Raw genomic sequence first — 25,145 nt, 5'->3', positions numbered from 1 at the left:
ATGCCGGGCACTCTAGCGACATGTCAGGTCCTCAGACAAGTTCGGGTCGCGCTACCGTGGTCCGGTCCCGCGTCCCGGAAGGATCCGCATGCCGCTCGGCCCGCTCCGTCCCAGCCCGCTCGTCGAGCAGGCCGCGCAGCGGCTGCGCGAGCAGATCGCGGACGGGACCTGGCCGGTCGGCACCCGGCTCCCCGGCGAGACGACGCTCGCCAGGGAACTGGGCGTGGGCCGGTCGACCGTGCGGGAGGCGCTGCGCGCCCTCGCCGGCGCGGGACTGGTGCAGGCGCGGCAGGGCGCGGGCGTGTTCGTCCTCGCCGCCGAGCCCGACGAGGACTGGCGGACCCGGCTGCGCCGCGCGTCCGTCGCCGACGTCTACGAGATCCGCGAGATGATCGAGGGCCGCGCCGCCGAGCTGGCCGCGGCGCGCCGCACCGACGCCGACCTCGACGCCATCGAGCGGGCCCTCGCCGAGCGCGACGCCGCCCGGCCCGCCCCGGGCGCCGCGGGCCCGGCCGTCGAGGCGTTCATCGACGCCGACATCGCGCTGCACGCCGCGATCGTCCGGGCCGCGCACAATCCGGTGCTCGTCGACCTGTTCGCCGAGTTCGTCCCGGTCCTGCGCGAGGGGCTGCTGGACCTGACGGCCCTGGTGGACGTGGCCCGCCACGACCTCGACCACGGACGGGACGCGCACGCCGCGCTGGTCGCGGCCGTGCGCGACCGCGACCCGGCGGCGGCGGCCGAGGTCATCGCCGCGGAGATGGAGCAGACCCTGGCGGGCCTGCGCCGCCGCTGACCCCGCTCACCCGAGGGACGCCAGGACGGGCGGCAGGTCGCCCGCGTGGACGACCGTGAGGCGGCGGGTCGCGCGGGTGAGGGCGACGTACAGGTCCTGACCGCCCTTCGGGGAACCGTCCAGGATCCCCGCGGGGTCGACCAGGACGACCGCGTCGAACTCCAGGCCCTTCGCCTCCTCGGTGGTCAGCACCACGGCGGGGGAGTCGAGGGCGGCCGGGGTCGCGCCGGCGGCCGCGCCGGGCAGGACGGCCCGGACGGCGGCGTGCCGCGCCGCGGAGACGATCACCGCGAGGCGGCCCTCGCCGATGGCGTCCAGCTCCTCCTCGACCAGGGCGGGCAGCCCGCTCACCGGGAGGTCGACCGCGCGGGGCGGCGCCTCGTCGTCGCGCACGGACTCGGGCGGCGTCTGCCCCGGGTCGACCGCGGCGAGCACCTCCGCGGCGACCCGCATGATCGCCGCCGGGGTCCGGTAGTTGACCATGAGGCGCTGCTCCCGCCACCGGCCCGGCACGTAGGGGTCGAGCATCTGCCCCCACGACGCGGCCCCGGCGGCGCTGCCCGTCTGCGCGATGTCGCCGACGACGGTGAGGGAGCGGGTCGGGACCCGCCGCATGATCGTCCGCCACGCCATCGCCGACAGCTCCTGCGCCTCGTCCACGATGACGTGCCCGTACGCCCACTCCCGGTCGGCGGTCGCGCGCTGAGCGGTGGTGAGCGGCGGGCCGTCCTGGTGGTGCCGCCCGGCGAGCCCGGCCGCGTCGATCACGTCGGCGGCGTTCAGCAGGCCCGACTCGTCCCGGGTCTCCAGGACCTCGCGGGCGTACCGCTCCTCCTCCGCGCGGGCCGCGGCGGCGGCGCGGGCGCGGGCCCGGTCGGCCGTGTCGTCGACGCCGAGCCATTCGGCGGCCTCGTCCAGCAGCGGGACGTCCGAGACCGTCCACTCGGCCGCGGGCGGGCGGTGCAGCAGTGCGGCCTCGTCCGGCCGCAGGCCCGCGCGACCGCCGATGCGGGCCAGGGCGTCCGGGTCGGCGAACAGGCCGGACAGGAGGCGCTGCGGCGTCAGCTCGGGCCACAGCGCGTTGATCGCCGACCGGACGGCCGGGTCGTGCCACAGCGCCTCCTTCGCCAGCCGCAGGTCGGCCTCGTCCATCAGCGGCTCGTCCTCCGCCTCCTCCATCAGCTCCCGCAGCCACCCGGGCAGCCCGCCCTCGCGGATCATCTGCTCCAGCGGCTCGTCGACCATCCGCTCGTACTGCTCGGCCCGGTTCAGCGCGAGCGCTTCCAGCAGGTCGTGGACGAACCGGCGCCGCTGCACGTTGTGGGGCACGCGCAGCGCGCGCGCACGGTCGCGGGCGCGCGCGCAGTCTTCGGCGGACGCCTTCAGCACCATGCCGTCGGTTTCCACCCGGAGCCCGTCCTCCGGGGCGCGCTGCCGGTCCCGGACGGCCTCCGCGACGAGGTCGGCCATCCGCGGATCGCCCTTCACCACCGCGACGTCCGGCCGGTCGGCCGCGGTCGCGCGCGTCCCCGGGAACAGCTCGCCGACCGTGGCGAGGACGACGTCGGTCTCGCCGAGCCCCGGGAGGACCTGCTCGATGTACCGCAGGAACGTCGCGTTCGGGCCGACGACCAGGACGCCGCGGCGTTCGAGCACGTCGCGGTGCGTGTAGAGCAGGAACGCGGCGCGGTGCAGCGCCGCGACGGTCTTGCCGGTGCCGGGACCGCCCTGCACGACGAGCACACCGTGCAGGCCCGCCCGGATCACCTCGTCCTGCTCCTGCTGGATGGTGGCGACGACGTCGCTCATCCGCCCGGTCCGGCCGCGGCGCAGCGTCGCGAGCAGCGCGGCCTCCCCGACGAGCGTGCGGCGCTCCGACTCCGCCAGCCCGTCGAGGTCGAACACCTCGTCGTCCAGCCGGGCGACCTCGCGGCGCCGCAGGTGCAGGTGGCGGCGGCGCGCGAGGGTGCCGGGCGCCCCGGACGTCGCGGTGTAGAACGGGCGCGCGGCGGCGGCGCGCCAGTCGATGAGCAGGGGCTCGTGGTCCTCGTCGCGCAGCCCGATCCGGCCGATGTAGAACGTGTCGCCCGGCTCGTCGCCGTCGGCGCGGTGGTCGATCCGGCCGAAGCACAGCCCGTCCTCCACGCCCGCCAGCCGCGCGAGCCTGCGGGCGGCCTCGTCGGTGGCGACGGCGCTCTCCAGCCGCGCCTGGAACGCGCTCCCGCCGCCCGCCGCCGGTCCCTCGCGCAGCGCGGCCTCGGCCTTGGCGCGCTCGGCGTCGAGCCGCCCGTAGAGGCGGTCGACGTGCTCCTGCTCCGCCCGGACGGCCGCGCGCCGCGCCGCGTCCCCGTCGGTGGTGCCGGCGGATTTGACAACGCTGGATTGACGGGTCTCCATGTGTTAGGTACACTCCTATGTGTAGGGGTGGGTTATCTGTGTCCGCACGTAACCCGCTACCCTAGCATCCCTGCGCGTCCTTTGCGGATGATCTTCCGAAAAGATCACCTTCGTTGCGCGGTGCGTCACCTTCCCGGTGCCCTTCCGTCACCGACCTTCGCGAGGCTGACCGGCGATCGCTGCCGGACTTCTCCGAAAGGTCGCTCCCCATGGCCGACGCGCCCCAGCTCGACCGGCGTTCCTTCCTCGTCACCACCGGACTCGCCGTCGGGACGGCCGCCGCCGTCTCCGCCCTCCCGGGCACCGCCCACGCCGCGCCGCGCCCCCGGCGCGCGTCCGGCGACCCGTTCACCCTCGGCGTCGCGTCCGGCGACCCCGCGCCCGACGGGTTCGTCCTGTGGACCCGGCTCGCCCTCGACCCCCTCGCCGAGGACGGCCGCGGCGGCATGCCGAACCGGAACGTGGACGTCCGGTGGGAGGTCGCGCGGGACGAGCGGTTCCGCAAGGTCGAGCGGCGCGGCACGGCCGTCGCGCGCCCCGAGGACGCCCACTCCGTCCACGTCGAACTGGACGGCCTGCGGCACGGCCGCGACTACTGGTACCGGTTCCGCGCCGGCGGCCACGTCTCCCCGGTCGGGCGGACGGTCACGGCGCCCCGCGCCGACTCGTTCGGCCCCGCGCTCGCCATGGCGTTCGTCTCCTGCAGCCAGTACGAGCACGGCTACTTCACCGCGTACCGGCGGCTCGCGGAGGAGCACCCCGACCTGATCCTGCACCTCGGCGACTACCAGTACGAGTACAAGCCCGACGACTACACGGTCCCGGGCGGGAACGTCCGCGACCACCGGGGGCCCGAGACCGTCACCCTGGCGAACTACCGGCAGCGGCACGCCCAGTACAAGGCCGACCCCGACCTCCAGGCCGCGCACGCCGCCGCGCCCTGGCTCGTCGTGTTCGACGACCACGAGGTCGAGAACAACTGGGCCGACGACGTGCCCGAGGCGGGCTCCGACACGCCCGACCCGGCCGCCTTCCGCCGCCGCCGCATCGCCGCCTTCAAGGCGTACTACGAGAACATGCCGCTGCGCCGCCGCTCCGTCCCGAACGGCCCGGACATCCAGATCTACCGGCGCGTCCGCTGGGGCAAGCTCGCCAACTTCCACATGCTCGACACCCGCCAGTTCCGCGACGACCAGGGCTGCGGCGACGGCTACAAGGACTGCCCGGCCGCCACCGACCCCAAGCGGTCCATCACCGGCGCCGAGCAGGAGAAGTGGCTGCTGGACGGCTTCGCCGCGTCCCGCGCCCGCTGGGACGTCATCGGCCAGCAGGTCTTCTTCGCGCAGCGCGACAACAACGCAGGCCCCGCGAAGATCACCTCGATGGACGGCTGGGACGGCTACGTCGCGTCCCGCGAGCGCATCACACGGGGCTGGCTCGACCGGAAGGTGCGCAACCCCGTCGTCCTCACCGGCGACGTGCACGCCCACTGGGCGAGCGACCTCAAGCTCGACTACGACGACCCGGACGCGCCGGCCGTCGGCTCCGAGCTCGTCGCGACGTCCATCACCAGCGGCGGCGACGGCACGGACTCCGACCCCGCCGACCACCCGTTCCTGCAGATCAACCCGCACCTGCGCTTCTACAACAACCAGCGCGGCTACGTGCTCACCAAGATCGACAAGCATGAGATGCGGGCCGACTTCAAGACCCTCCCGACCGTCCGCGACCACGGGGCCCGGGCGTCCACGAAGGCCACCTTCGTGATCGAGGACGAAGTGCCGGGCGTCCGGCAGACCTACCTGCGGCCCTTCGACGCGCCCAAGATGTCGGTCAAGTCCGACCGGGACCTGATCCAGGAGACCATCCGGAACGAGACCGTGCGCTGACCCGCGGTCTCCCGCCGGACCCCCGGGCGCCGCGCACCGCGCCCGGGGGTCCGGCCGGTCGCCCTCACCCTGCCGGGACGGCCTCCGCGGCGGCCTCCGCGATCGCGGCGGCCACCTCGGCGGGACGGCTGAGCTGCGGGTGGTGCCCGGCCCCGCGGACGACCGTCACCGGGACGCCCGGCACCGCCGCGACGAGCGGGTCGGCCTCCCCGGCCACGAGCCGCAGCGGCACCGGGCAGGACTCCGCCAGCGACCGCAGCGCCGCCCGCTCGGACGGCCGCTGCGCGCGGGCGAGCCACCGCGCCGTGCGGCGCGCGACCCCCGGGCGGCGCAGCTGCGCGGCCGCGTCCTCCAGCGCCCGCAGCGCCGGGCCGTCCGGCGCCTCCCCGCCGAGCAGCACCCGGCCGAGCCGTGCGGGCGAGGCCGTCCGCAGGGCCGGGCCGACGAGCGCCGGGGCGCGCAGGTGCGGGGCCGGGCGGCGCTGGAGGAAGTAGGGCGAGACCAGGACGAGCGCTCCGACCCGCTCCGGGCGGGCGTGCGCGAACCGGAGCGCGGGCCCGGCGGCGGCCGAGTGCGCGACGACCACCGGCCGGGTCCGCACCGGCGCCAGCAGGTCCGCGAGCCAGGCGTCCGGGGCGCCCGGCGCCGGGGCGGAGCGGCCGAGGCCCGGCAGGTCGGCGACCAGCGCCGGACCGTCCAGCTCCGCCGCGACGCCCCGCCAGCTCTCGCCGTCGAGCGGCAGGCCGTGCAGCAGGACGCGGGCGGGGGAGCGGCGGTCGCCCGCGACGTAGGTCCGGGCGCCGCCGACCGTGCGGAACCCGCCCGGCAGCGGCGGCTCGGCGCGCCCGAACCGCTCCGCGACGAGCCGGTCCGCCCACGCGCGCAGGGCGTCCGCCGCCGGCGGGTGCGCGAGCCCGGCCGCCGCCGCGAGCGCGTCGGCCGACGCGGTGTCGTAGCGGTCCTCGGACAGGAACGGCAGCGTCTCGGGATCGACGCCGATCAGGGCGCGCGGCAGCCGCCGGACCAGCCCGACGGGGACGACCGCGCGCGGTGCGCGCACGCCGAGGTGCCGCGCCAGGTCGCCGATCAGCTCCGGCAGCTCCGGCGTGGCGGCGTCCAGGACCCAGTGGGCGCGGTACGGCCCCGTGTCGTGCTCGGGCACGGCCGCCATGAAGCGCGCGAGGTGGTCGACGGCCACGACCGGGACGAACGTGCGCCGCGTGCCCGCGAGGGCCGGGAGCCGTCCCGTCCAGAGCCGCTCCACGAGTTCGGCGAGGCCGATGTACTGCCCCGCCTCGCCGGTGACCGAGTGGCCGATCACCCCGGACGGGTTGACCACGGTCAGCGGCACGCCCGCCTGCTCGGCGAAGGCGCGCACCGCCGCGTCCCCCTCGCGCTTCGACGCCTCGTACGCGCCGTACCGCCGGTAGAGGCCGTCGAGTTCCCCGGCGGGAACGGGCGCGTCCGCCGCGCCGGCGCGGTAGCCGGACACGTGGACGAGGCGGCGCAGGCGCGGGAGCGCGGCGGCCCACCGCGCGACGTGCAGCGCGCCGTCGACGTTGGCGCGGCGCGCCTCGTCCCGCCCGAGGCCGAACCGGTAGACGGCCGCGGTGCCGAAGACGTCCCGGACGGCGCGGAGCCGGTCGCCGTCCGCGGGCGGCAGCGCGAGCCCGGGGCGGGTGACGTCGGCCGCGACGGTCGTGAGCGCCCGGTCGTCGGCGCCGCGTTCGCGCAGCCACGCGCGCAGGCCGTCCGCGCGGGCCGGTCCGCCGCGGACGGTCGCGGCGACCGCCCGGCCGCGGCCGAGCAGCTCCGCCGTCAGCCAGCGGCCGATGAGGCCGGTGGCGCCGACGACGAGGGCGTCGGGTTCGGTGGCCATGACACCTCCAAGTAGACCGATCTACATAATTCGCGGGCATGCGAAGCGCGGCGCCTTCGCCGCCGGCGGGTCAGGAGCCGAGCAGGGGCCGCACGGCGCGCCGGGCCCGTTCGACGGGCGCCCGGCTGCGCTGCGCGCGCGCCAGGACGAGCGCCCCCTCGATCAGCGCCAGCAGCGCCCCCGCGAGGTCGCCGGCCCGGGCCGGGGAGCGGCCGTCGGCGACCAGGCGGTCCGCGAGCGCGCGCTCCCAGCCGCGGTAGACGTCCGCGCACGCCCGCTGCAGCGCGCCGTCGCCGGCCGCCGCCTCGAGGGCGACCGCGGCGATCGGGCAGCCCTTGGCGTACCCGGCCGCCTCCATCCGGTCCGCCAGCGCGTCCAGCACCGCCTCGACCAGCCCGGCGGTGCCGGGCGCCTTCTCGGCGAGCGCCGCGATCAGCTCGGTGACCTCCCGTCCCGAGACGGCGAGCGCCTCGGCGACGAGCTGGTCCTTGCCGCCGGGGAAGTGGTGGTACAGCGAGCCGCGCGGCGCCTTCGCGGCCGCGATGACGTCGTTCAGCCCGGCGCCGAAGTACCCGCGCTCCTCGACGAGCGCGCGCGCCGCCTCGATCAGCCGCGCCCGCGTAGCGTCCCCTCTGCCCGCCATGCGGTGGATACTAGACCGGTCTACATAATTCGTCCACCGGTGCCCCGGTGGACGGCCCTCAGCGGTCGGCGCGGGGGCTGGTCGCCGAGCCCCCGAGGATCTGGTCCAGGTCGTAGGCGACGGGCGTCTCGAGCTGCTCGTACGTGCACGACTCCGGCGTCCGGTCGGGGCGCCAGTTGCGGAAGCGGGCGGTGTGCCGGAACCGGTCGCCCTCCATCGCCTCGTAGGCCACCTCCACGACCAGCTCGGGGCGCAGCGCGACCCACGACAGGTCCTTCTTGCCGGTCCAGCGGGAGATCGCGCCCGGCATCCGGTCGACGGTCGCCTCGGTCTGCCGCGCCCACTCCGCCCACGGGTGGCCGTCGTAGTCTTCCATCCGGTACGGCTGGAGCTCCTCGACGAGCTCCGCGCGCCGCTTCATCGTGAACGACGCCGCCACGCCCACGTGCTGCAGGTGGCCCTTGTCGTTGTAGAGGCCGAGCAGCAGCGACCCGACGATCGGCCCGGACTTGTGCCAGCGGAAGCCCGCGACGACGCAGTCGCAGGTGCGCTCGTGCTTGATCTTGAACTGGACGCGCTTGTCGGGCTCGTACGGCAGGTCGCGCGGCTTGGCGATGACGCCGTCGAGGCCCGCGCCCTCGAACTCGTCGAACCAGCGCAGCGCCAGCTCGTACGAGTCGGACGCGGGGGTGACGTGGATCGGCGCGCCCGCCCCGGCCAGGGCCTCGACGAGCCGCCGGCGGCGCTCGCCGAGCGGCTCCTCCAGGTAGGACTCGTCACCGAGCGCGAGCAGGTCGAACGCCACGAACGACGCCGGGGTCCGCTCGGACAGCAGCTTGATCCGGGACGCGGCCGGGTGGATGCGCTGCTGCAGCGTGTCGAAGTCGAGCCGGGAACCGCGCGGCATGACGATCTCGCCGTCCACCACGCAGCGCTCCGGCAGCTCCCGCTTCACCGCCTCCACCAGCTCGGGGAAGTACCGGGTGAGCGGCTTCTCGCCGCGGCTCGACAGCTCCACCTCGTCGCCGTCCCGGAAGACGATGCAGCGGAAGCCGTCCCACTTCGGCTCGTACAGCAGGTCGCCCTGGGGCATGGTCTTGACCGCCTTGGCCAGCATCGGCGAGAACGGCGGACTGATCGGCAGCTCCATGCCCCCATCTTGCGCCCGGCCACCGACAGTACGCGGGCCCGGGGTCCGATAACGTGCGGCTCATGCGCCGCCTGCTGCCGGAACCCGCGATCGACGGCGCCGACCCCTACGCCGAGTACGGCGACGCGCCCGGGCTGCGCGTCGGCATGGTGATGAGCGCGGACGGCTCGGTCACCGACGCCGAGGGCTGGACGGACGGGCTCGGCGGGGCGGCCGACTTCCGGGTGTTCCGCACCCTGCGGGCGCTCGCCGACGCGATCCTCGTCGGCGCCGGGACCGTCCGGACGGGACGGCTCGGCCCCGCGCGGCTCCGCTCCGACCTGCGCGCGCGCCGGGGCGGCCCGCCCGCGCCCATCGTGGTCGTGAGCCGTTCGCTCGGCTTCGACTGGACGCTCCCGCTGTTCACCGAGGCCGAGACCCCGACCGTGGTCGTCACCACCGAGCGTGCGCGCGCGCACGTCCCGTCCGGGATCCGTGTGATCGCCGCCGGAGAGGACGACGTCGACCTGCCGGAGGCCGTCCGGCTCCTGCACGCCGAGCTGGGGCCGCGCCTGCTCTGCGAGGGCGGGCCCGGCCTCGCCACCGCGCTGCTCCGCGCGTCGCTGGTCGACGAGCTGTGCCTCAACATCGCCCCCGCGCTGCACGGTCCGCGCACGCCGCTGCTCGCCGCGCTGCCCGCCGAGATCCCGCTGGAGCCGGTGGCGCTGTACCTGGACGAGGGCGTGCTGTTCGTCCGCTACCGGGTGGCGCGGGTGTAGCGGAGGAAGAGGTAGTCCTCGTCGGTGAGGGCGTCCGCGAGCCGCCAGCACGCCGGGTCGGGCACGCTCGGGCCGTCGAGGATCCGCAGCGCGTCGCCGCCGAGCAGCATCGGGCTGAGCGTCAGGCACAGCTCGTCGAGGAGGCCGGCGGCGGCGATCTGGCCGAGGACGGCGGGGCCGCCCTCGCACAGCAGCCGCCGGTGGCCGCGCGCGGCGAGCGCCCGGAACGCGACGCCGAAGTCGAGGGCCCGCTCCCCGGCGATGATCACGTCGGCGTGCGCGCGGGCCGTCCGCAGCCGGTCCGGGTCGGCGTCCGCGCAGGTCAGCACGATCGTCGGGACGGGCGCCTCGGTGAACACCGGGCCGTCGAAGTCCAGGCCGAGGGAGCGGGAGACGATCACGAGCGGCGGCACCGGCGGACGTCCGTCCCGCACGCCGTCCCACTCGGGGACGGGCCGGACGGGCCCGTAGCCCTCGGCGCGGACGGTCCCCGCGCCGACGACGACCGCGTCGGCGAGGCCGCGCAGCAGCAGGAACAGCCGCCGGTCGGCCGCGTTGCCGAGGCCGCCGCTGCGCTCGTCGCGCTGGGCGGCGCCGTCGAGGCCGGCGACCATGTTGGCGCGCAGCCACATCCCCCCGGGCGGGGGATCGGCCGGGTAGGCGTACCGCTCGGCGAGGTCGGCGGGCTCGGCAGAAGACGTCAGTGGCCGCATAGGGATCTCACGGTAGTACACGGTCGCGAGCGGCAATCTGTGCGAATTCCTCATTTCCGCGTCATGCGGGGGCGACACTGCCGTCGGGGACATGAGAATCTCAGAAAGGAGCAGGGGGTGGAGTTCGCCGCGCTCGCAGCATGGGTCCTCGCCGCACTCGCGGGCGGGTACCTACTGATCACGTGGTTCGCGAACGGGGGGCTCGCGACCAAGGTGACGCGCTTCCCGCGACTCGTCGTCGCGGGGCATCCGCTGGCCGCCGGAGGCGGCCTCGCGCTCTGGATCGGGCACCTGGCCACCGGGGACCCGGTCTACGCCTGGTGGGCGTTCGCCGCGCTCATCGTCGTTGTCATGCAGGGCTTCCTGCTGTTCACCCGCTGGCTCGTCGGCCGGGGCAGGCACGCGCGCGGCGCGGAGCAGGCGTTCCCGGCGGCGGCCGTGGCCGTGCACGGCGCGGTGGCCGTCGCGACGGTCGTCCTGGTGTTCCTGACCGCGATGGAGGTGACCGCCGCGCCCTGACCCCGCGCCCCGGCTAGACGCGCCGCAGCACCGACAGGGACCGGTCGGCGATCTTCAGGGTCGCGCGGGCCTTGGCGAGCGGACGCTGCCCGACCCCGCCGGGCTCGGCGGTGTCCAGCGTGGGGGCCCACCGTTCGCCGTACTCGGCCCTCGGGAGGGTGAACTCCTGCGGGTCGGGACCGGCGTTGATCAGCAGGAGGAACGAGTCGTCCCGGACCCGGCGCCCGCGCCGGTCGGGTTCGGTGATGGCGTCGCCGTTGAGGAACACCCCGAGGCACTTCGCGAACCCGACGTTCCAGTCCTGGTCGGTCATGATCTCCCCGGCGGGGGTGAGCCAGGCGATGTCGGCGGCGGCGCCCGTCCCGGTCCCGGTGAAGAACCGGCGGCGCCGGAACACCGGGTGGTCGCGGCGCAGGCGCGACAGGGACCGGACGAACGCGACGTCCTCGGCGTCGTCCCAGTGCACCCACGCGAGCTCGTTGTCCTGGCAGTAGGCGTTGTTGTTGCCCCGCTGGGTGCGGCCCAGCTCGTCGCCGTGCGACAGCATCGGCACGCCCTGCGACAGGAACAGCGTGGCCAGGAAGTTGCGCTTCTGCCGGGCCCGCAGCCGCCGGACGGCCGGGTCCCGCGCGGGCCCCTCGTGCCCGCAGTTCCACGAGCGGTTGTCGTCGGTGCCGTCCCGGTTGTCCTCGCCGTTCGCCTCGTTGTGCTTGTGGTCGTACGAGACGAGGTCGTGCAGCGTGAACCCGTCGTGGCACGTCACGAAGTTGATGGACGCGAACGGGCGCCGCGCGCTGTGCTCGTACAGGTCGGACGAACCGGTCAGCCGGGACGCGAACTCCGGCATCGTCGCGTACGAGCCGCGCCAGAAGTCGCGGACGGTGTCGCGGTACTTGCCGTTCCACTCGGTCCACAGCGGCGGGAAGTTCCCCACCTGGTAGCCGCCCTCGCCCACGTCCCACGGTTCGGCGATCAGCTTCACTTGCGAGACGACCGGGTCCTGCTGGACGAGGTCGAAGAACGCGGCGAGCCGGTCGACGTCGTGCAGCTCGCGGGCCAGCGCGGACGCGAGGTCGAAGCGGAACCCGTCCACGTGCATGTCCAGGATCCAGTACCGCAGCGAGTCCATGATGAGCTGCAGGGCGTGCGGGCTCCGCACGTTCAGCGAGTTCCCGCAGCCGGTGTAGTCGAGGTGGTAGCGCTTGTCGTCGTCGCGCAGCCGGTAGTAGGACGCGTTGTCGATCCCGCGGAACGACAGCGTGGGCCCCAGGTGGTCGCCCTCGGCGGTGTGGTTGTAGACGACGTCCAGGATCACCTCGATGCCCGCCTCGTGCAGGGCGCGGACCATCGCCTTGAACTCCAGCACCTGCTCGCCGTGCTGCCCGGACGAGCTGTAGGAGTTGTGCGGCGCGAGGAACCCGATCGTGTTGTAGCCCCAGTAGTTGTCGAGGCCCCGCGCGACCAGCGCGTGCTCGGGCACCGACTGGTGCACCGGCATCAGCTCGACGGCCGTCACGCCGAGGTCGAGCAGATGGTCGATCATCACCGGGTGCGCCAGCCCCGCGTACGTCCCGCGCTGCTCCTCCGGGACCCCCGGGTGCAGCCGCGTCAGGCCCTTGACGTGCGCCTCGTAGATGACGCTCTCGTGGTACGGGACGCGCGGCGGCCGGTCGTCGCCCCAGTCGAAGAACGGGTTCACCACCACGTTCTTCGGCATGTAGGGGGCGCTGTCGTCCTCGTTGAGGACGTCCGGGTCGGTGAAGCGGTACGAGAACAGCGACTCGTGCCACCGCACGTTGCCCTCGACGGCCTTCCCGTACGGGTCCAGCAGCAGCTTCGCCGGGTTGCAGCGGTGCCCCTCGCGCGGGTCGAACGGCCCGTGCACCCGGTACCCGTACCGGCGTCCGGGGCCGACGCCCGGCAGGTACCCGTGCCAGACGAACCCGTCCACCTCGGGCAGCTCGTACCGCGTCTCGCGGCCCCGCTCGTCGAACAGGCACAGCTCGACCCGCCGCGCCACCTCCGAGAACAGTGCGAAGTTGGTGCCCGTGCCGTCCCAGGTGGCGCCCAGCGGGTACGGATCCCCGGGCCAGACCTCCAGCATGCTCTCCCACTCCCCGCCGTCTCGTCCCGGCCGTCTCGTCCCGCGCGCCACCGCGCAGCCGATTCTGACCTACCCGTGTCCGCCCCGCCCGCCACCGCCCGATATCAGAGTGTCATCCCGGCGTGTCCGTACCGGCGGCGCCGTCGGCGGGCAGGCGCCAGACGGTTTCGTCGTCGGCGGTCTCGGCGGTGGGATGCAGGCCGAGCCGGGCGGCGACGGCGGCGGACGGCCGGTTCGCGGGGTGGATCAGCGCGACGACCTCGTCGACGCCGCGGTCGCGGAGCCAGCCGAGCAGGGCGCGGGCGGCCTCGGTCGCGAACCCGAACCCCTGGTAGGGCATGCCGATCACCCACGCGACCGACGCGACCGTGGCGGGCGGCGCCGGGGTGACCGTCGAGCCCGAGGCGGACGGCGCGACGGTGTAGCGGCCCGGCGCCGGACGCACCGTCGCCTGGACGTAGCCGACGGCGCGGCCGTCGCGGACGCGGCGGACGATCCAGTACAGCCAGTACTCCTGGTGGAACGGGGCCGGGCCGGCGGCCAGCCGCGCATAGCGGTCGCGGAGCTCGTCGCGGGTCGGGGGCTCGCCGCCGATGTAGCGGTGCAGGCGGCGGTCGTCCAGGACGGGGGCCATCTCGTCGGCGTGGTGCGGCGCCGGCGGCTCCAGCACGAGCCGCTGCGTCCGGATGGTCTCCGCGATCGGCCCGTACACCCGGCGATCCTACGTCACGCCCCGTGCCCGCTCAGAGCCGTCGGGTCCACACGCCGGGGGAGTGCTGGCCGGGGGACAGCCACAGCCAGGGCTGCGAGCGCCGGAACGGAAGGTCGGTGCCGGGCTGCCAGGGGAACAGGCCGTCGGCGTTCGGCCACAGGACCTGCAGGAACGGCGGCGGCGTCCGCCGGTAGAACGCGACGGCGCCGTGCAGCAGCGGCTCGTACCAGCGGTGGTCGACGGTGCGGATCCCGGCGGGCCCGTCCCGGACGACGCCGTCGCGGCGCTCGCCGTCGGCGGGCGGGCGGCCCTCGGCGGACCGCCGGCCGAGCAGGTCCAGCGACTCCTCCATCTCGTACACGTCGCCGCCGAACATGGCCAGTTCGGGCACCCGGTGGGTGTGCCACAGCCCGATCGTGTACGCCCAGCCGGGGCCGATGTCGTCCGCGTGGTGCAGCACGACGCTCCACCCGTACTGGGTGATGTGGACCATCGTGCGGAGGAGGAAGTTGTCCAGCCGGTCGCGGTCGCCGTAGTCGTGGCAGAGCAAGCACGCGCAGGGGGGCGGACCGTCGGACATGCCGCAAGCTTACGGCGACCCGCGGACGCCGCGGGCGGCGAGCCGTTTGAACCGCGCGCACGGAGGAACAGCACCCTACGGCCGCCGATGATCATGCGCCGCGGCCCGCCGACACGTGGGAGCACCCTGTGACCTCTGCCGTCATGCCCGAACCCCGCGCCGCCGACGCGGCGCCCGACCGCGGCATCGACGCCGCGGTCGCCGAGGTGGTCGCCCCGAACGCCGCCGCGGTGGACGAGTCCGGGGCGTTCCCCCGCGAGGGCGTGGCGGCGCTCGCCGCCGCGGGCGCCCTCGGCCTGCTGAGCGCCCCGGAGGCGGGCGGCGCGGGGCGCGGCCTCGCGGACGCCGCCCGGGTCGTCGAGCGGATCGCCGGGGCGTGCGGGTCCACGGCGATGGTCGTCCTCATGCACTACGCGGCGACCGCGGTGCTCGAGGCGCACGGACCGGACGACGTCCGCCGCGCGATCGCCGCGGGCGAGCACCTCACCACCCTCGCGTTCTCCGAGACCGGGTCGCGCAGCCACTTCTGGGCGCCGCTCGGCACCGCGTCCCCCGCGGGCCCGGACGTCCGGCTGGACGCCCGCAAGAGCTTCGTCACCTCCGCCGGGGAGGCCGACGGGTACGTGTGGTCGAGCCGCCCGCTGGCCGCGGAGGGCCCGATGACGCTGTGGCACGTGCCGTCCGGCGCGTCCGGTCTGGCCGTCGCCGGGCCGTTCGACGGGCTGGGCCTGCGCGGCAACGCGTCGAGCCCGGTCACCGCCGACGGCGTCCGGGTCCCGCACGGCGCGATGCTGGGCGCGGACGGCGCCGGGCTCGACATCGCGCTCGGCACGGCGCTCCCGGCGTTCCTCGTGCTCGGCGGGGCGTTCTCGCTCGGCGTCATGGAGGCGCTGATGGACGCCGCCCGCGACCGCATGACCGGCACCCGCTACGAGCACCTCGGGCGGACCCCCGCGGACGACCCCGGGGCCCGCGCCGCCTACGCCCGGCTCCGCATCCGGGTCGACGGGGCCCGCGCGTTCCTGCGCGACACCCTCGACGCGCTCGGCACCGGACGCGCGGACGCGACGCTGCGGGTCCTGCAGGTCAAGGCCGTCGCGGGGGAGGCGGCCGCGGAGGTCGCCGACGGGGTGCTGCGGCTGTGCGGCGGGTCGGCGTTCGTCCGCGGCACGCCCGTCGAGCGCCGCTTCCGGGACGCGCTCGCCTCCCGCGTCATGGCGCCGACGACCGAGGCGCTGCACGACTTCGTCGCCCGGGCGGGCCTCGGCCTGCCGCTGTTCGGAGAGGAGACCCGATGCTGCTGATGGGGGCGGTCGCCTACGACCCGAAGGTCGTGACGATCTGGACCGGGTTCCGGGCGTGGCTCGCCGCGCGCGGGTTCGCGTTCGACTTCGTCCTGTACTCGAACTACGAGCGGCAGGTCGAAGACCTGGCCCTCGGCCGGATCCACGCGGCGTGGAACTCGCCGCTCGCCTGGATCCGGGCGCGCCGCCTCGCCGAGGCCCGCGGCCGCCGCGTGCGCCCGCTCGTCATGCGGGACACCGACCGCGACCTCACCTCGGTGGTCGTCGTGCGCGAGGGCTCGCCGTTCGCGTCCGTCGCCGACCTGCGGGGCGAGACCGTCGCGGTCGGCGCCGCCGACTCGCCGCAGGCCACGCTGCTGCCGCTGTCGCACCTGCGGGCGCACGGCCTGATCCCGGGGGCGGACGTCGACGTCCGCCGGTTCGACACCGGCGCGGGCCTGCACGGCGACGACATCGGCGGGGAGCGGGACGCGGCGCGGGCGCTGGCGTCCGGGGAGGTCGCCGCCGCCTGCATGGTCGACGCGAACCACCTCCTGTTCGGCACCGAGGGCGTCCTGCCGCCCGGAGGCACCCGGGTGCTCGCGCAGACCCCGCCCTACGACCACTGCAACCTCACGGTGTCCGACTCGGTGCCGGAGCGGGCCGCGGAGCGGTTCGCCGGGCTGCTGCTGTCGATGAGCTTCGCCGACCCGGACGCCCGCCCGCTGCTCGACCTCGAAGGGCTCAAGGCGTGGGAGGACGGCCGCGACGACGGCTACGCGGCGCTGGAGCGGGCCGTCGACGAGACCGGCTTCTACGACGCGGACGGACGGGTGACCGCGCGCGGCTACACCCCGTGAGGGCTCTCGACCTGGGCGGACTCGGCTTCGAGCGCGGCGCGCACCTGCTCGTCCGGCGCGCCCTGTCCGGTCTCGCGCCCGGGGAGGAACTGGCCGTCGCGGGCACCGACCCGGCCCTGACCGTCCACCTGGCCGCCTGGTGCCGCGCCGAAGGCCACCGCTTCGCCCCGCCGGAGGACCCGGCCGCCACCCCCGTCCGGGGCCGGATCGTCCGGGGCCGGGCGGACCTCGACCGGTGGGCGGGCGCCGAGCGGGCGGGCGCACCGGCGCCCGGCGGCGTCGCGCGGCGCCCCGACCCCCGCTGGGGGCTCGCGGCGCGCGGGGCGCTCGTCGAACCGGGCGGCCCCCCGCTCGGCAGCGACCTGGCCGACCGCGACGTCGTGTGGGCCGACGTCGCCCCCCGCCTCTACGCGCACGCCGCGTCCGCCCAGTGGGACCCCGCGGCGGCCGTCCCGTGGGACGCCGAGTTCGACGTCCCGGCCGAGGTCGAGCGGGCGGTCGTCCAGGTGATGACGTACCTGGTCGAGAACGAGCAGGCGGCGCTGGTCGTCCCGGCGCGGCTGCTCGCCCGCGTCCACCCGCACTTCCGGGAGGTCATGCAGCTGCTGGCCGTCCAGGCGGCCGACGAGGCGCGGCACGTGGAGGTGTTCACCCGGCGGGCGCTGCTGCGCGGCGGGGAGATGGGCACGTCCTCGGCGGGCGGCCGCGCGTCGCTCGCGACGCTGCTCGCGGAACCGGACTTCTCGCTCGCCTCGTTCCTGCTGTCGGTCCTCGGCGAGGGCGCGTTCCTCAACCTGCTGTCGTTCCTCGACCGGCACGCGCCCGACCCCGTCACCCGCGCGGCCGTCCGGCTGGCCCGGCAGGACGAGGCGCGGCACGTCGCGTTCGGCGTCGCCCACCTGGAGCACCGCGCGAGGCTCGACCCGGGGCTGCGCGGCCGGCTGCGCGGCGCCGTCGAGCGGCGCCACGACGCGCTGCGCGACACGGCCGGGCTGAACGCGGACGTGTTCGACGCGCTCGTCGTCCTCGCGGCGGGGGAGTGGACGCCCGCCGCGGTCGCGTCCGGTCACCGCGCGGTGCGGCGGCTCCGGGAGGAGATGGACGAGGGGCGGCGGCACCGGCTGGAACGCCTCGGCTTCCCGCCGGACGAGGCGGCGGAGCTGTCCGCCCTCCACACCCGCAACTTCATGTAGTCACCGATCGGCGGCGAGCACCGCCGCGAGCCCCTCCTGCAGGTCTTCGACGAAATACTCGGGGACCTCCAGCGACGGGAAATGCCCGCCCTTCTCGGGGCGGTTCCATCGGACGATCCGCCGGTACCGCTCCTGTGCCCAGGGGCGCGGGCACTTCTCGACGTCGCGGGGGTACATGGTGAGCGCCGACGGGACGTCCACGCGGAGTTCGGGATCGAGCGAGTTGTGGCTCTCGTAGTAGATGCGGGCCGCCGATGCGCCGGTCCGCGTCAGCCAGTAGAGGGTGACGTCGTCGAGAACGCGGTCCTTGGAGATCGTCTCGAACGGGCTGTCCTCGGTGTCCGACCACTCGGCGAACTTGTCGAGGATCCAGGCGAGCAGCCCGACCGGCGAGTCGACGAGCGAGTAGCCGATGGTCTGCGGCCGGGCCGCCTGCTGCTTCGCGTATCCCGCGCGGTGGCTCCAGAAATCGCGGGTCTCGTCGATCCACGCGCGCTCGTCCGCCGTCAGCCCGTCCGTCGGCAACCCGGGCGGCGCCTCCGCGAACGTCGTGTGGATGCCGATGACGTGCGCGGGGAACCGGCCGCCGAGGACCGTGGTGATGTTGCCTCCCCAGTCGCCGCCGTGGGCCGCGAACCTGCCGTAGCCGAGCCTTCCCATCAGTTCCACCCAGGCGGCCGCGATCTTCTCGGTCCCCCAACCGGTGGAGGCCGGCTTGTCGCTGTACCCGAACCCCGGCAGCGACGGGACCACGACGTGGAACGCCGGCGTGCCCGCGTCCTTCGGATCCGCCAGCTCGTCCACCACATCGATGAACCGGACGATGCTGTCCGGCCAGCCGTGCGTCAGGATCAGCGGTACGGCGTCGGGGCGGGCGGACCGGCGGTGCAGGAAGTGGATCCCCAGACCATCGATGGTCGTGCGGAACTGGCCGACGCGGCCGAGGAGTTCTTCGAACGACCGCCAGTCGTACCCGGTGCGCCAGTAGTCGACGACGTCGACGAGGTCGGCCAGGGGGACGCCCTGGTCCCATCGGCGGGGGCCGGGCGCGGCGCGATGGACCGTCTCGGCCTCCGGCAGCCGCGCCGCGGCCAGCCGGGCGCGCAGATCGTCGAGGTCGGCGTCGCTCGCGCGGGTCTCGAACGCTCTCACATCGCCGGTCGGACGGGGCATGCGACCTCCTGGTCATCGGGGGAACGCGGTCAGCGGGCCGCGAAGAAGCCGTCGAGGGCGGCGGCGCCGGGAGCGTCTTCGGCCACCCGGAGTCGATGCCGTGCCCGCGGACGTCGTCGGCCCACGCGCGCCAGATGCCGAGCGGGTCACCGTACAGCTCCTCGAGGTCGTCGCGCAGCGACCACAAGATCAGCGTAGGGCACCGCAGGCGGACGCCGGCGGCTGAGGGCGGGCTCAGACGCGGATCCCTCGCCCGATCTCGGTCGAGGAGGCCGGACTCCTTCGCGCGGCGCCGCGCCCGGGCATCCACCAGTTGCCCTTGCCGAACAGTTCCATCACGGCGGGGACGAGGACGAGCCGGACGATGGTGGCGTCGATGAGCACGGCGACGGCCATGCCCAAGCCTCCTTGCTTGACCGCGAGGTCGGGGCCGAGCAGGGAGGTGGTGAAGACGGCGATCATGATGGCGGCCGCGGCCGTGATGACCTTGGCGGTCCGCGCCAGTCCCCGGGCGACGGCCTCACGGGTGTCGCCCGTCCGCTCGTACTCCTCCCGCACCCGCGCGATCAGGAAGACCTGGTAGTCCATCGACAGCCCGAACAGGACCGGGAACATCATCATCGGCACCCAGGTTGTGACCGGCATGGCGGCGGGGAAACCGAGGGCGGGGCCGAGCCATCCCCACTGCACGACCGCGACCACCACGCCGTAGGCGGCACCGATCGACAGCAGGTTCATCACCGCGGCCTGCAGCGCGATCGTGACCGACCGGACCAGTGCGGTGAGCAGCACCATGGACATCGCGATGACGACCGCGATCATCAGGGGCAGGCGTGAGCCGGCCTCGTCGGCGGCGTCGATGGTGGCGGCATTCGGTCCGCCGACGAGGACCTGGTCGCCGCCGGGTGTCCGGGGCAGCACCTCGTCGCGCAGTTCGTGCACCAGGTCGGTGGTGGCCTCGTCCTGGTATCCGGTCGTGGGGAAGGCCATGAAGGTGGCGGCCCGCCCGTCCTCGCCGGCCCGGGGCGGTGTGGTGTGCGCGATGCCGCCGGTCTTGCCGACCGCGTCGACGACGGGACGCAGGTCGGCGTCCTCGGCGTCCGTTTCGGTGACGAAGACCAGGGGTGCGCCGTAGCCGGGGCCGAAGCCTTCGGAGAGGATCTCGTGCGAGATGTAGCTGCTCCTGTCGCGGGGCTGGACGCTGGCGTCGGGCTGGCTCAACCGCATCGACAGCGTGGGTGCGGCCAGCACCAGCAGGCTCGCGCCGGCGAGGAGGGCGGCGGCCAGCGGCCTGCGCTGCACCACGCCGGCCCAGCGCTCGGCGAGCGTGCGCCGCTTCCGGGACGGTGCGCCGGCGTCCTTGTCCCGGCGGGACGGGCGACGGGGGAGGCGCAGGGAGTTGATCTTGTGTCCGGTGAAGCCGAGGAAGGCGGGGAGCAGCGTCACCGCGGCGATCATGGTGATCAGCACGGTGATCGACGTGGCGACGGCCACCCCGGTCATCAGGCGCTGTCCCATGACGAGCAGGCCCAGCAACGCGATGACGACGGTCGTGCCGGCGAACAGCACCGCGCGGCCGGCGGTGGCGATGGCCTTCACCGCGGCGCCCTCGGGTCCGTCGCCGTCCCGGAGGGCGTCCTTGTAGCGGGTCACGATGAACAGGGCGTAGTCGATGCCGACGCCGAGGCCGATCATCGCACCGAAGATCGCGGTGAAGTCCGGTGCGGGGACCGCGTGCCCCAGCAGCTTCGTCAGCGCGAGACCGGCCGCGATCGCCATGAGCGCGGTCACGATCGGCAGTCCCATCGCCACCAGTGACCCGAAGGCGATGAACAGGATCACCGCTGCGGCCGCGATGCCGACGCTTTCGGCCGAACCCTGCGGCGGTGTCTCGGCCTTCTCGGCCATGTAACCGCCCAGCCCCATCGTGACGCCGTTGCCGGAGGCGTCCCTGACGACGTCGACCAAGGGTTTGACCTGGGACTTTTCTACGTCCTGGTCGCTCAGCGGGATGGTCGTGCGGGCGATGCGGCGGTCCTCGGTCACCAGGTCCTCGTCCCGGTACGGGGAGACCACGGGTCCGGTGACGGGCGAGGCGGCGAGATGCGCGATGATCCCGTCGATCTTCTGCCGGGCGGCGGGATCGTCGATCCCCTTCTCGGCCTTGATCGCGAGGGTCAGCGTGTCCCCTTGCCGCTCCGGGAAGTGCTTCTCGATCAGCTTCTGCGCCTTGGCCGACTGCGAGTCTCCCCCGGAGAAATCGTTGTCGGGGGCGGCGCCGTAGCCGAAGCCGGCGAACGCCACGGCGATGACGCCGGCGACCCAGACGAGAAGAACCAGGCGGCGGCGCCGAAAGCAGAACCGGGCCAGCGCCGCGAGACCGCCGTCCGTTCGGGGAGTCTCGGCCGCCGTCATCGTGTTCTCCGGTCCTTCCTCCGGCTCCGTGGGATCCGAGGACCGGATGCGGCTTGGGGACGGTTGATCGCTCATGGCGGCGATCGTCGCGCCGCCGGGGCAGCCGTCGCGTCGGTCAGCGGACGGCGGCATGTGCGCGATCGGACGTACGGCGGTCGGACCGCGCTACGCCCGCCGGAGTATGGAGTCGCGCATCTGAGCGCAGCGGCGCCCGCGCGACATCTCAGTAGGATCCCGACATGGAACGCCGCACCGGGTCGTTCTCCTTGCGTGTGGTCACGCACGACACGCTGCTCGCGCTCTTCGTGACCGTGATGCAGGTTCAGGGAACGGTCACCCGCGTCCACGAAGGAGCCACGCGCCCGCTCACCGACCTGGGAAACCTCGGGTACGCGCTGCTGATGGTGAGCGGGCTGGCCGTGGCCGTCCGCCGCCGGTGGCCGGCGCCGGTGTTCGCCACCGCCGCTCTCGCCAGCCTCGCCTACTACGCGCTCGACTTCCCGGACGGGCCCGGCTGGCTCGGGCTCTTCGTCTCCCTGTACACCCTCACGGCCTACGGTGACGGCCGCCGCTCCCTGGTGACCGCAGGGGCGGGTATCGCCGTGCTGACCGCCGTATGGCTGTACACCGCGGCCGACATCGAGCCGCGCGCCGCCATCGGCTGGGTGTTCTTCCGCATCGGCGCGTCCATCATGAGCGCGGCTCTCGGCGAGTCCGTACGGTCGCGCCGGGTGATCGCGGCCGAAGCCCAGGCGCGCGCCGAACTGGCCGAACGGACCCGCGAGGAGGTGGCACGCGCGCGGGTCGACGCCGAGCGGCTCCGCATCGCCCGCGAGGTCCACGACACCGTCGCGCACGCGATCGCCGTCATCAACGTGCAGTCCGGGGTCACCGCCCACGTGCTCGACAAGCGGCCGGAACGGGCGCGCGACGCGTTGCGGGCCATCGAGCAGACCAGTTCCCGGGCACTGCAGGAGATGCGGGCCATCCTCGGCGTGCTCCGTGACGAGGACGGCGGCCGCACACCCAACCCCGGTCTGGAACAGGTCGGCGAACTCGCGGCCAAGGCGCGCGAAGCCGGTTTGGACGTCACCGTCGAGATGGCCCCGCCCGCGGCGCCGCTGCCCGGCACCGTGGACAGTGCCGCCTACCGGATCCTGCAAGAGTCGATCACCAATGTGATCCGGCACGTCGGCCCCACCCGGGTGACGGTCGCACTGAATCCGGGAGCCGACCTTCTGGAGATCCGCGTGACCGATGAGGGCCGCAGGACCGGATCCTGGGACGACGCCGCGGACCGCCCGTCCGGCGGCGCGAACGGCCCGGCCCAGCCGGGCCGGGGAATCCTCGGCATGCGCGAGCGCTGCCGCCTGCTCGGCGGCGAGTTCGAGGCCGAGCCCACGCCGGGCGGAGGGTTCCGGGTGACGGCCCGGTTGCCCCTCGCGCCGACGGGACCGCGGCGGTGAACGCGTTCTCCGCGTCGCCGCCCACCGACCCGATCAAGGTGCTGATCGCCGACGACGAAGGGCTTGTGCGATCGGGGTTCAGGCTGCTCATCGACGTCGAGGACGACATCACCGTGGTCGCGGAGGCCGCCGACGGCGCCCGAGCCGTCGAACTGGCCCGCGCCACCCGCCCCGACGTCGTCCTCATGGACATCCGCATGCCGCGACTCGACGGGATCCGGGCCACGGCCCAGATCACCGGGATGCGCGGGCTCGACGACGTTCGGATCCTCATCCTCACCACCTACGACACCGACGCCAACGTCTTCGAGGCTCTGCAGGCCGGGGCGAGCGGCTTTCTCCTCAAGGACGCCGGACCGGCCGAACTCCTGCACGCCGTCCGAGTGATCGCGGCGGGAGAAGCGCTGCTCGCACCGCGGATCACCAGACGCCTCATCGGCCAGTTCACGGCCCGACGCGCCGCCGTCGAGGCGGCGGAGGACCGCCTCGCGCTCCTCACCGACCGCGAACGGCAGGTGCTGACGCTGATCGGACGGGGCCTGAGCAACCAGGAGATCGGCGCCGAACTGGTCATCAGTCCGGCCACCGCGCGCACCCACGTCAGCCGCGCGATGGCGAAGCTCGGGGCACGCGACCGAGCCCAACTGGTCGTCATCGCCTACCAGACGGGACTGGTCGCCCCCGACGTGTGACCCGCGGCACGACGCCCAGCACGCTCGGCCGGCCCGGCCGCAGATGACCGTCGTCCCCGCATCGCCCCCGGTCTGACACGTTGGGCCGCCTTCGCCGAACTCAGCGGGGGTCAGTCGATCTTCGGCACCGCGCGGTCGATGATCGGGGCTAGGTCGAGGCCCGGGGGGAGGGTGCCGAAGGCGGTGCCCCGGTCGCCGGCGAGGCGGGACGCGCAGAAGGCGTCGGCCACGGCCGGGTGGCCGTGCCTGACCAGCAGGGACGCCTGGAACACGAGGGCCAGGCGCTCGGCGACGCGGCGGGCGCGGAATTCGAGCGTCGCGGCGTCGGCGAAGGCGTCCTTCGTCTCCTTGACGGCGGCGTCGAGGCGGCGGTCGGCGCCGGCGGCGAGGCCGACCTCGTCGAAGAACGCGTCCAGCGTGTGCGGCTCGCGGAGAATGGCGCGGAGGAGATCGAGCGCCGCGACGTTGCCGGAGCCCTCCCAGATGCCGTTGAGGGGAGATTCGCGGAAAAGGCGCGGCATTCCGGATTCTTCGACGTAGCCGTTGCCGCCCAGGCACTCCAGGGCCTCGGCGGCGTGGGCGGGCCAGCGCTTGCACACCCAGTACTTGCCGACCGCGAGGCCGAGCCGCTTGACCGCCGCCTCGCCCTCGTCGCCGCGCACCGACCGGTCGGTCGCCCCGGCGAGCCGCAGCATCAGGGTCGTGGCGGCCTCGGACTCGATCGCGAGGTCGGCCAGGACGTTGCGCATCAGCGGCTGGTCGATCAGGGGGCGGCCGAACGCGGCGCGGTGCGCGGCGTGGTGCGCGGCCGTCGTCGCCCCGTGCCGCATCCCGGCCGCCGCGCCGATCACGCAGTCCAGCCGGGTCATGTTCACCATCTCGATGATGGTGCGGACGCCGCGCCCCTCGTCCCCGACGCGCCACGCGACGGCGTCGTCGTACTCGATCTCCGAGGAGGCGTTGGACCGGTTGCCGAGCTTGTCCTTGAGCCGCATCAGCCGCAGCGGGTTCCGCGTGCCGTCCGGCAGGACGCGCGGCACGAGGAAGCACGTGAGGCCGCCCGGGGCCTGCGCCAGCGTGAGGAACACGTCGCACATCGGCGCGCTCGTGAACCACTTGTGCCCGACGAGGCGGTACGTGCCGTCGGGCCGCGGCGTCGCGCGGGTGGTGTTGGCGCGGACGTCCGAACCGCCCTGCTTCTCGGTCATCGACATGCCCGCGAGGAGTGCGCGCTTGGTCAGCGGGGCGCGCAGCCCGTAGTCGTACTCCGTCGCGGCGAGCAGCGGCTCGTACCGCGCGGCCAGCTCCGGTTCCCGGCGCAGCGCCGGGACGGACGCGTACGTCATCGAGATCGGGCAGCCGTGGCCCGCGTCGACCCGCCACACGTAGAACTTCGCGGCCCGCGCGACGTGGGCGCCCGCGCGCCCGTCCGTCCAGGCGGCGCCGTGCAGGCCGTGCGTGACGGCCACGGTCATCAGCTCGTGCCAGGCCGGGTGGAACTCGACCTCGTCGATGCGGTGCCCGTACCGGTCGTGGGTGCGCAGGACGGGCGGGTGCTCGTTCGCGAGCCGGCCCTGCTCCTGCGCGTGCTCGGTGCCCGCCAGCCGGCCCAGCTCGCGCACCTCGTCGACCGCCCAGCCGGCGCCCTCGCGCGCCAAGCCGTCCAGCAGCGCCGCCTCGTCGGCGACGTCGTGCCCCGCGAGCGGCGGGACCTGGTTGAACACCTCGTGGGTCACGGCACTGCTCCCTCCCTGCGAGCCCACCCTACCGAACGGTGTTCGGCGGTTGATGATCATGTCAGGAGGGCCCCGCGCGGGGCATCCTCCTCAAGTGGTGGGGCATCTCGTCCGCGCGGCGGATTGTACGGAGGCCGCTGGGGCATACCTTCGGAACCATGAGTCAGTCCACCCCGCAGCCGGGATC

The 25,145-nt window shown here is 74.6% G+C and carries 20 protein-coding genes; 9 read left to right on the top strand and 11 right to left on the bottom strand.

Annotation, left to right across the window (positions count from 1 at the left end; genetic code table 11):
* Positions 1-88: 88 nt before the first annotated feature.
* On the top strand, positions 89-796 hold the full coding sequence (locus tag DMH08_RS17700) for a FadR/GntR family transcriptional regulator (protein ID WP_026400510.1): 708 nt from the start codon (positions 89-91) through the stop codon (positions 794-796).
* A 6-nt stretch (positions 797-802) separates the two neighbouring features.
* Here the strand turns inward: DMH08_RS17700 and DMH08_RS17695 are convergent, their stop codons facing one another.
* Positions 803-3,193: a HelD family protein gene (locus tag DMH08_RS17695; RefSeq protein ID WP_026400509.1), complete on the bottom strand. Its 2,391-nt coding sequence runs from the start codon at positions 3,191-3,193 to the stop codon at positions 803-805.
* 209 nt (positions 3,194-3,402) lie between these two features.
* Here DMH08_RS17695 and DMH08_RS17690 point away from each other — a divergent pair, with 209 nt between their 5' ends.
* Positions 3,403-5,082, top strand: coding sequence for an alkaline phosphatase D family protein (locus tag DMH08_RS17690; protein WP_125615935.1), 1,680 nt, complete (start codon positions 3,403-3,405; stop codon positions 5,080-5,082).
* A 64-nt stretch (positions 5,083-5,146) separates the two neighbouring features.
* Here DMH08_RS17690 and DMH08_RS17685 read toward each other — a convergent pair whose 3' ends face one another.
* From DMH08_RS17685 to DMH08_RS17675, 3 genes are all read right to left on the bottom strand, one after another.
* Positions 5,147-6,961 carry an alpha/beta fold hydrolase gene (locus DMH08_RS17685; RefSeq protein WP_125615932.1) on the bottom strand — a complete coding sequence of 605 codons (1,815 nt, stop codon included), beginning with the start codon at positions 6,959-6,961 and terminating at the stop codon, positions 5,147-5,149.
* 70 nt (positions 6,962-7,031) lie between these two features.
* Positions 7,032-7,604, bottom strand: a complete 573-nt coding sequence (locus DMH08_RS17680) for a TetR/AcrR family transcriptional regulator (RefSeq protein WP_125615930.1) — start codon at positions 7,602-7,604, stop codon at positions 7,032-7,034.
* Between the two features lie 58 nt (positions 7,605-7,662).
* Complete coding sequence (locus DMH08_RS17675; RefSeq protein WP_125615927.1) at positions 7,663-8,754, bottom strand: ATP-dependent DNA ligase; 1,092 nt, start codon at positions 8,752-8,754, stop codon at positions 7,663-7,665.
* A 62-nt stretch (positions 8,755-8,816) separates the two neighbouring features.
* Here DMH08_RS17675 and DMH08_RS17670 point away from each other — a divergent pair, with 62 nt between their 5' ends.
* Positions 8,817-9,512 (top strand): dihydrofolate reductase family protein, encoded by a 696-nt coding sequence (locus DMH08_RS17670; RefSeq protein WP_125615923.1) that lies wholly within the window; start codon positions 8,817-8,819, stop codon positions 9,510-9,512.
* On the opposite strand, the gene DMH08_RS17665 is transcribed toward DMH08_RS17670, so the two are convergent.
* Positions 9,491-10,225: a pyrimidine reductase family protein gene (locus DMH08_RS17665; RefSeq protein WP_125615921.1), complete on the bottom strand. Its 735-nt coding sequence runs from the start codon at positions 10,223-10,225 to the stop codon at positions 9,491-9,493. The genes DMH08_RS17670 and DMH08_RS17665 overlap by 22 nt on opposite strands.
* 117 nt (positions 10,226-10,342) lie before the next feature.
* Here DMH08_RS17665 and DMH08_RS17660 point away from each other — a divergent pair, with 117 nt between their 5' ends.
* Positions 10,343-10,744: a hypothetical protein gene (locus tag DMH08_RS17660; protein WP_125615918.1), complete on the top strand. Its 402-nt coding sequence runs from the start codon at positions 10,343-10,345 to the stop codon at positions 10,742-10,744.
* 13 nt (positions 10,745-10,757) lie between these two features.
* Here the strand turns inward: DMH08_RS17660 and glgX are convergent, their stop codons facing one another.
* The 3 genes from glgX to DMH08_RS17645 form a co-directional block, all read right to left on the bottom strand.
* Entirely contained in the window at positions 10,758-12,848 is a 2,091-nt protein-coding gene (gene glgX / locus DMH08_RS17655; protein WP_125615915.1) for a glycogen debranching protein GlgX, read from the bottom strand.
* Between the two features lie 112 nt (positions 12,849-12,960).
* Entirely contained in the window at positions 12,961-13,560 is a 600-nt protein-coding gene (locus tag DMH08_RS17650) for a GNAT family N-acetyltransferase (protein ID WP_125615912.1), read from the bottom strand.
* A gap of 31 nt (positions 13,561-13,591) precedes the next feature.
* Positions 13,592-14,140 (bottom strand): DUF4262 domain-containing protein, encoded by a 549-nt coding sequence (locus DMH08_RS17645; protein ID WP_026400497.1) that lies wholly within the window; start codon positions 14,138-14,140, stop codon positions 13,592-13,594.
* A gap of 128 nt (positions 14,141-14,268) precedes the next feature.
* On the opposite strand from DMH08_RS17645, the gene DMH08_RS17640 reads away from it, so the two are divergent.
* From DMH08_RS17640 to DMH08_RS17630, 3 genes are read left to right on the top strand one after another with little or no spacing between them, the layout of a single operon-like run.
* A complete protein-coding gene (locus tag DMH08_RS17640; RefSeq protein ID WP_233617659.1) occupies positions 14,269-15,444 on the top strand; it encodes an acyl-CoA dehydrogenase family protein in 1,176 nt (391 codons plus the stop codon).
* Positions 15,435-16,283 carry a phosphate/phosphite/phosphonate ABC transporter substrate-binding protein gene (locus tag DMH08_RS17635; RefSeq protein ID WP_199747860.1) on the top strand — a complete coding sequence of 283 codons (849 nt, stop codon included), beginning with the start codon at positions 15,435-15,437 and terminating at the stop codon, positions 16,281-16,283. The genes DMH08_RS17640 and DMH08_RS17635 overlap by 10 nt, the downstream gene beginning before the upstream one ends.
* The gene (locus DMH08_RS17630; protein ID WP_125615909.1) at positions 16,280-17,476 is read left to right on the top strand and encodes a ferritin-like domain-containing protein; all 1,197 of its coding nucleotides are present in this window, start codon (positions 16,280-16,282) and stop codon (positions 17,474-17,476) included. The genes DMH08_RS17635 and DMH08_RS17630 overlap by 4 nt, the downstream gene beginning before the upstream one ends.
* On the opposite strand, the gene DMH08_RS17625 is transcribed toward DMH08_RS17630, so the two are convergent.
* Positions 17,477-18,649, bottom strand: coding sequence for an epoxide hydrolase family protein (locus tag DMH08_RS17625; RefSeq protein WP_125615906.1), 1,173 nt, complete (start codon positions 18,647-18,649; stop codon positions 17,477-17,479). It lies immediately after the preceding gene.
* A gap of 234 nt (positions 18,650-18,883) precedes the next feature.
* Complete coding sequence (locus tag DMH08_RS17615; protein ID WP_125615903.1) at positions 18,884-21,064, bottom strand: MMPL family transporter; 2,181 nt, start codon at positions 21,062-21,064, stop codon at positions 18,884-18,886.
* 239 nt (positions 21,065-21,303) lie between these two features.
* Between DMH08_RS17615 and DMH08_RS17610 the strand changes: the two genes are divergently transcribed.
* Both DMH08_RS17610 and DMH08_RS17605 read left to right on the top strand, forming a co-directional pair.
* Positions 21,304-22,530 carry a sensor histidine kinase gene (locus tag DMH08_RS17610; protein WP_125615900.1) on the top strand — a complete coding sequence of 409 codons (1,227 nt, stop codon included), beginning with the start codon at positions 21,304-21,306 and terminating at the stop codon, positions 22,528-22,530.
* Positions 22,527-23,222 (top strand): response regulator transcription factor, encoded by a 696-nt coding sequence (locus DMH08_RS17605; protein ID WP_026400491.1) that lies wholly within the window; start codon positions 22,527-22,529, stop codon positions 23,220-23,222. The genes DMH08_RS17610 and DMH08_RS17605 overlap by 4 nt, the downstream gene beginning before the upstream one ends.
* A 110-nt stretch (positions 23,223-23,332) precedes the next feature.
* Here the strand turns inward: DMH08_RS17605 and DMH08_RS17600 are convergent, their stop codons facing one another.
* Positions 23,333-24,958, bottom strand: coding sequence for an acyl-CoA dehydrogenase family protein (locus DMH08_RS17600; protein WP_233617658.1), 1,626 nt, complete (start codon positions 24,956-24,958; stop codon positions 23,333-23,335).
* Positions 24,959-25,145 lie beyond the last annotated feature (187 nt).

This window comes from Actinomadura sp. WAC 06369, assembly GCF_003947565.1.
GTDB lineage: Bacteria > Actinomycetota > Actinomycetes > Streptosporangiales > Streptosporangiaceae > Spirillospora > Spirillospora rifamycini.
Note: the sequence above shows the minus strand (reverse complement) of the source record. Positions and strands in the feature narration are given on the sequence as shown.

What these genes read in the sequence shown, in the direction of transcription:
- DMH08_RS17700 (WP_026400510.1), top strand. Translation starts at nt 89, where the DNA reads ATGCCGCTCGGCCCGCTCCGTCCCAGCCCGCTCGTCGAGCAGGCCGCG.
- DMH08_RS17695 (WP_026400509.1), bottom strand. Translation starts at nt 3,193, where the DNA reads ATGGAGACCCGTCAATCCAGCGTTGTCAAATCCGCCGGCACCACCGAC.
- DMH08_RS17690 (WP_125615935.1), top strand. Translation starts at nt 3,403, where the DNA reads ATGGCCGACGCGCCCCAGCTCGACCGGCGTTCCTTCCTCGTCACCACC.
- DMH08_RS17685 (WP_125615932.1), bottom strand. Translation starts at nt 6,961, where the DNA reads ATGGCCACCGAACCCGACGCCCTCGTCGTCGGCGCCACCGGCCTCATC.
- DMH08_RS17680 (WP_125615930.1), bottom strand. Translation starts at nt 7,604, where the DNA reads ATGGCGGGCAGAGGGGACGCTACGCGGGCGCGGCTGATCGAGGCGGCG.
- DMH08_RS17675 (WP_125615927.1), bottom strand. Translation starts at nt 8,754, where the DNA reads ATGGAGCTGCCGATCAGTCCGCCGTTCTCGCCGATGCTGGCCAAGGCG.
- DMH08_RS17670 (WP_125615923.1), top strand. Translation starts at nt 8,817, where the DNA reads ATGCGCCGCCTGCTGCCGGAACCCGCGATCGACGGCGCCGACCCCTAC.
- DMH08_RS17665 (WP_125615921.1), bottom strand. Translation starts at nt 10,225, where the DNA reads ATGCGGCCACTGACGTCTTCTGCCGAGCCCGCCGACCTCGCCGAGCGG.
- glgX (WP_125615915.1), bottom strand. Translation starts at nt 12,848, where the DNA reads ATGCTGGAGGTCTGGCCCGGGGATCCGTACCCGCTGGGCGCCACCTGG.
- DMH08_RS17645 (WP_026400497.1), bottom strand. Translation starts at nt 14,140, where the DNA reads ATGTCCGACGGTCCGCCCCCCTGCGCGTGCTTGCTCTGCCACGACTAC.
- DMH08_RS17635 (WP_199747860.1), top strand. Translation starts at nt 15,435, where the DNA reads ATGCTGCTGATGGGGGCGGTCGCCTACGACCCGAAGGTCGTGACGATC.
- DMH08_RS17625 (WP_125615906.1), bottom strand. Translation starts at nt 18,649, where the DNA reads ATGCCCCGTCCGACCGGCGATGTGAGAGCGTTCGAGACCCGCGCGAGC.
- DMH08_RS17615 (WP_125615903.1), bottom strand. Translation starts at nt 21,064, where the DNA reads ATGACGGCGGCCGAGACTCCCCGAACGGACGGCGGTCTCGCGGCGCTG.
- DMH08_RS17610 (WP_125615900.1), top strand. Translation starts at nt 21,304, where the DNA reads ATGGAACGCCGCACCGGGTCGTTCTCCTTGCGTGTGGTCACGCACGAC.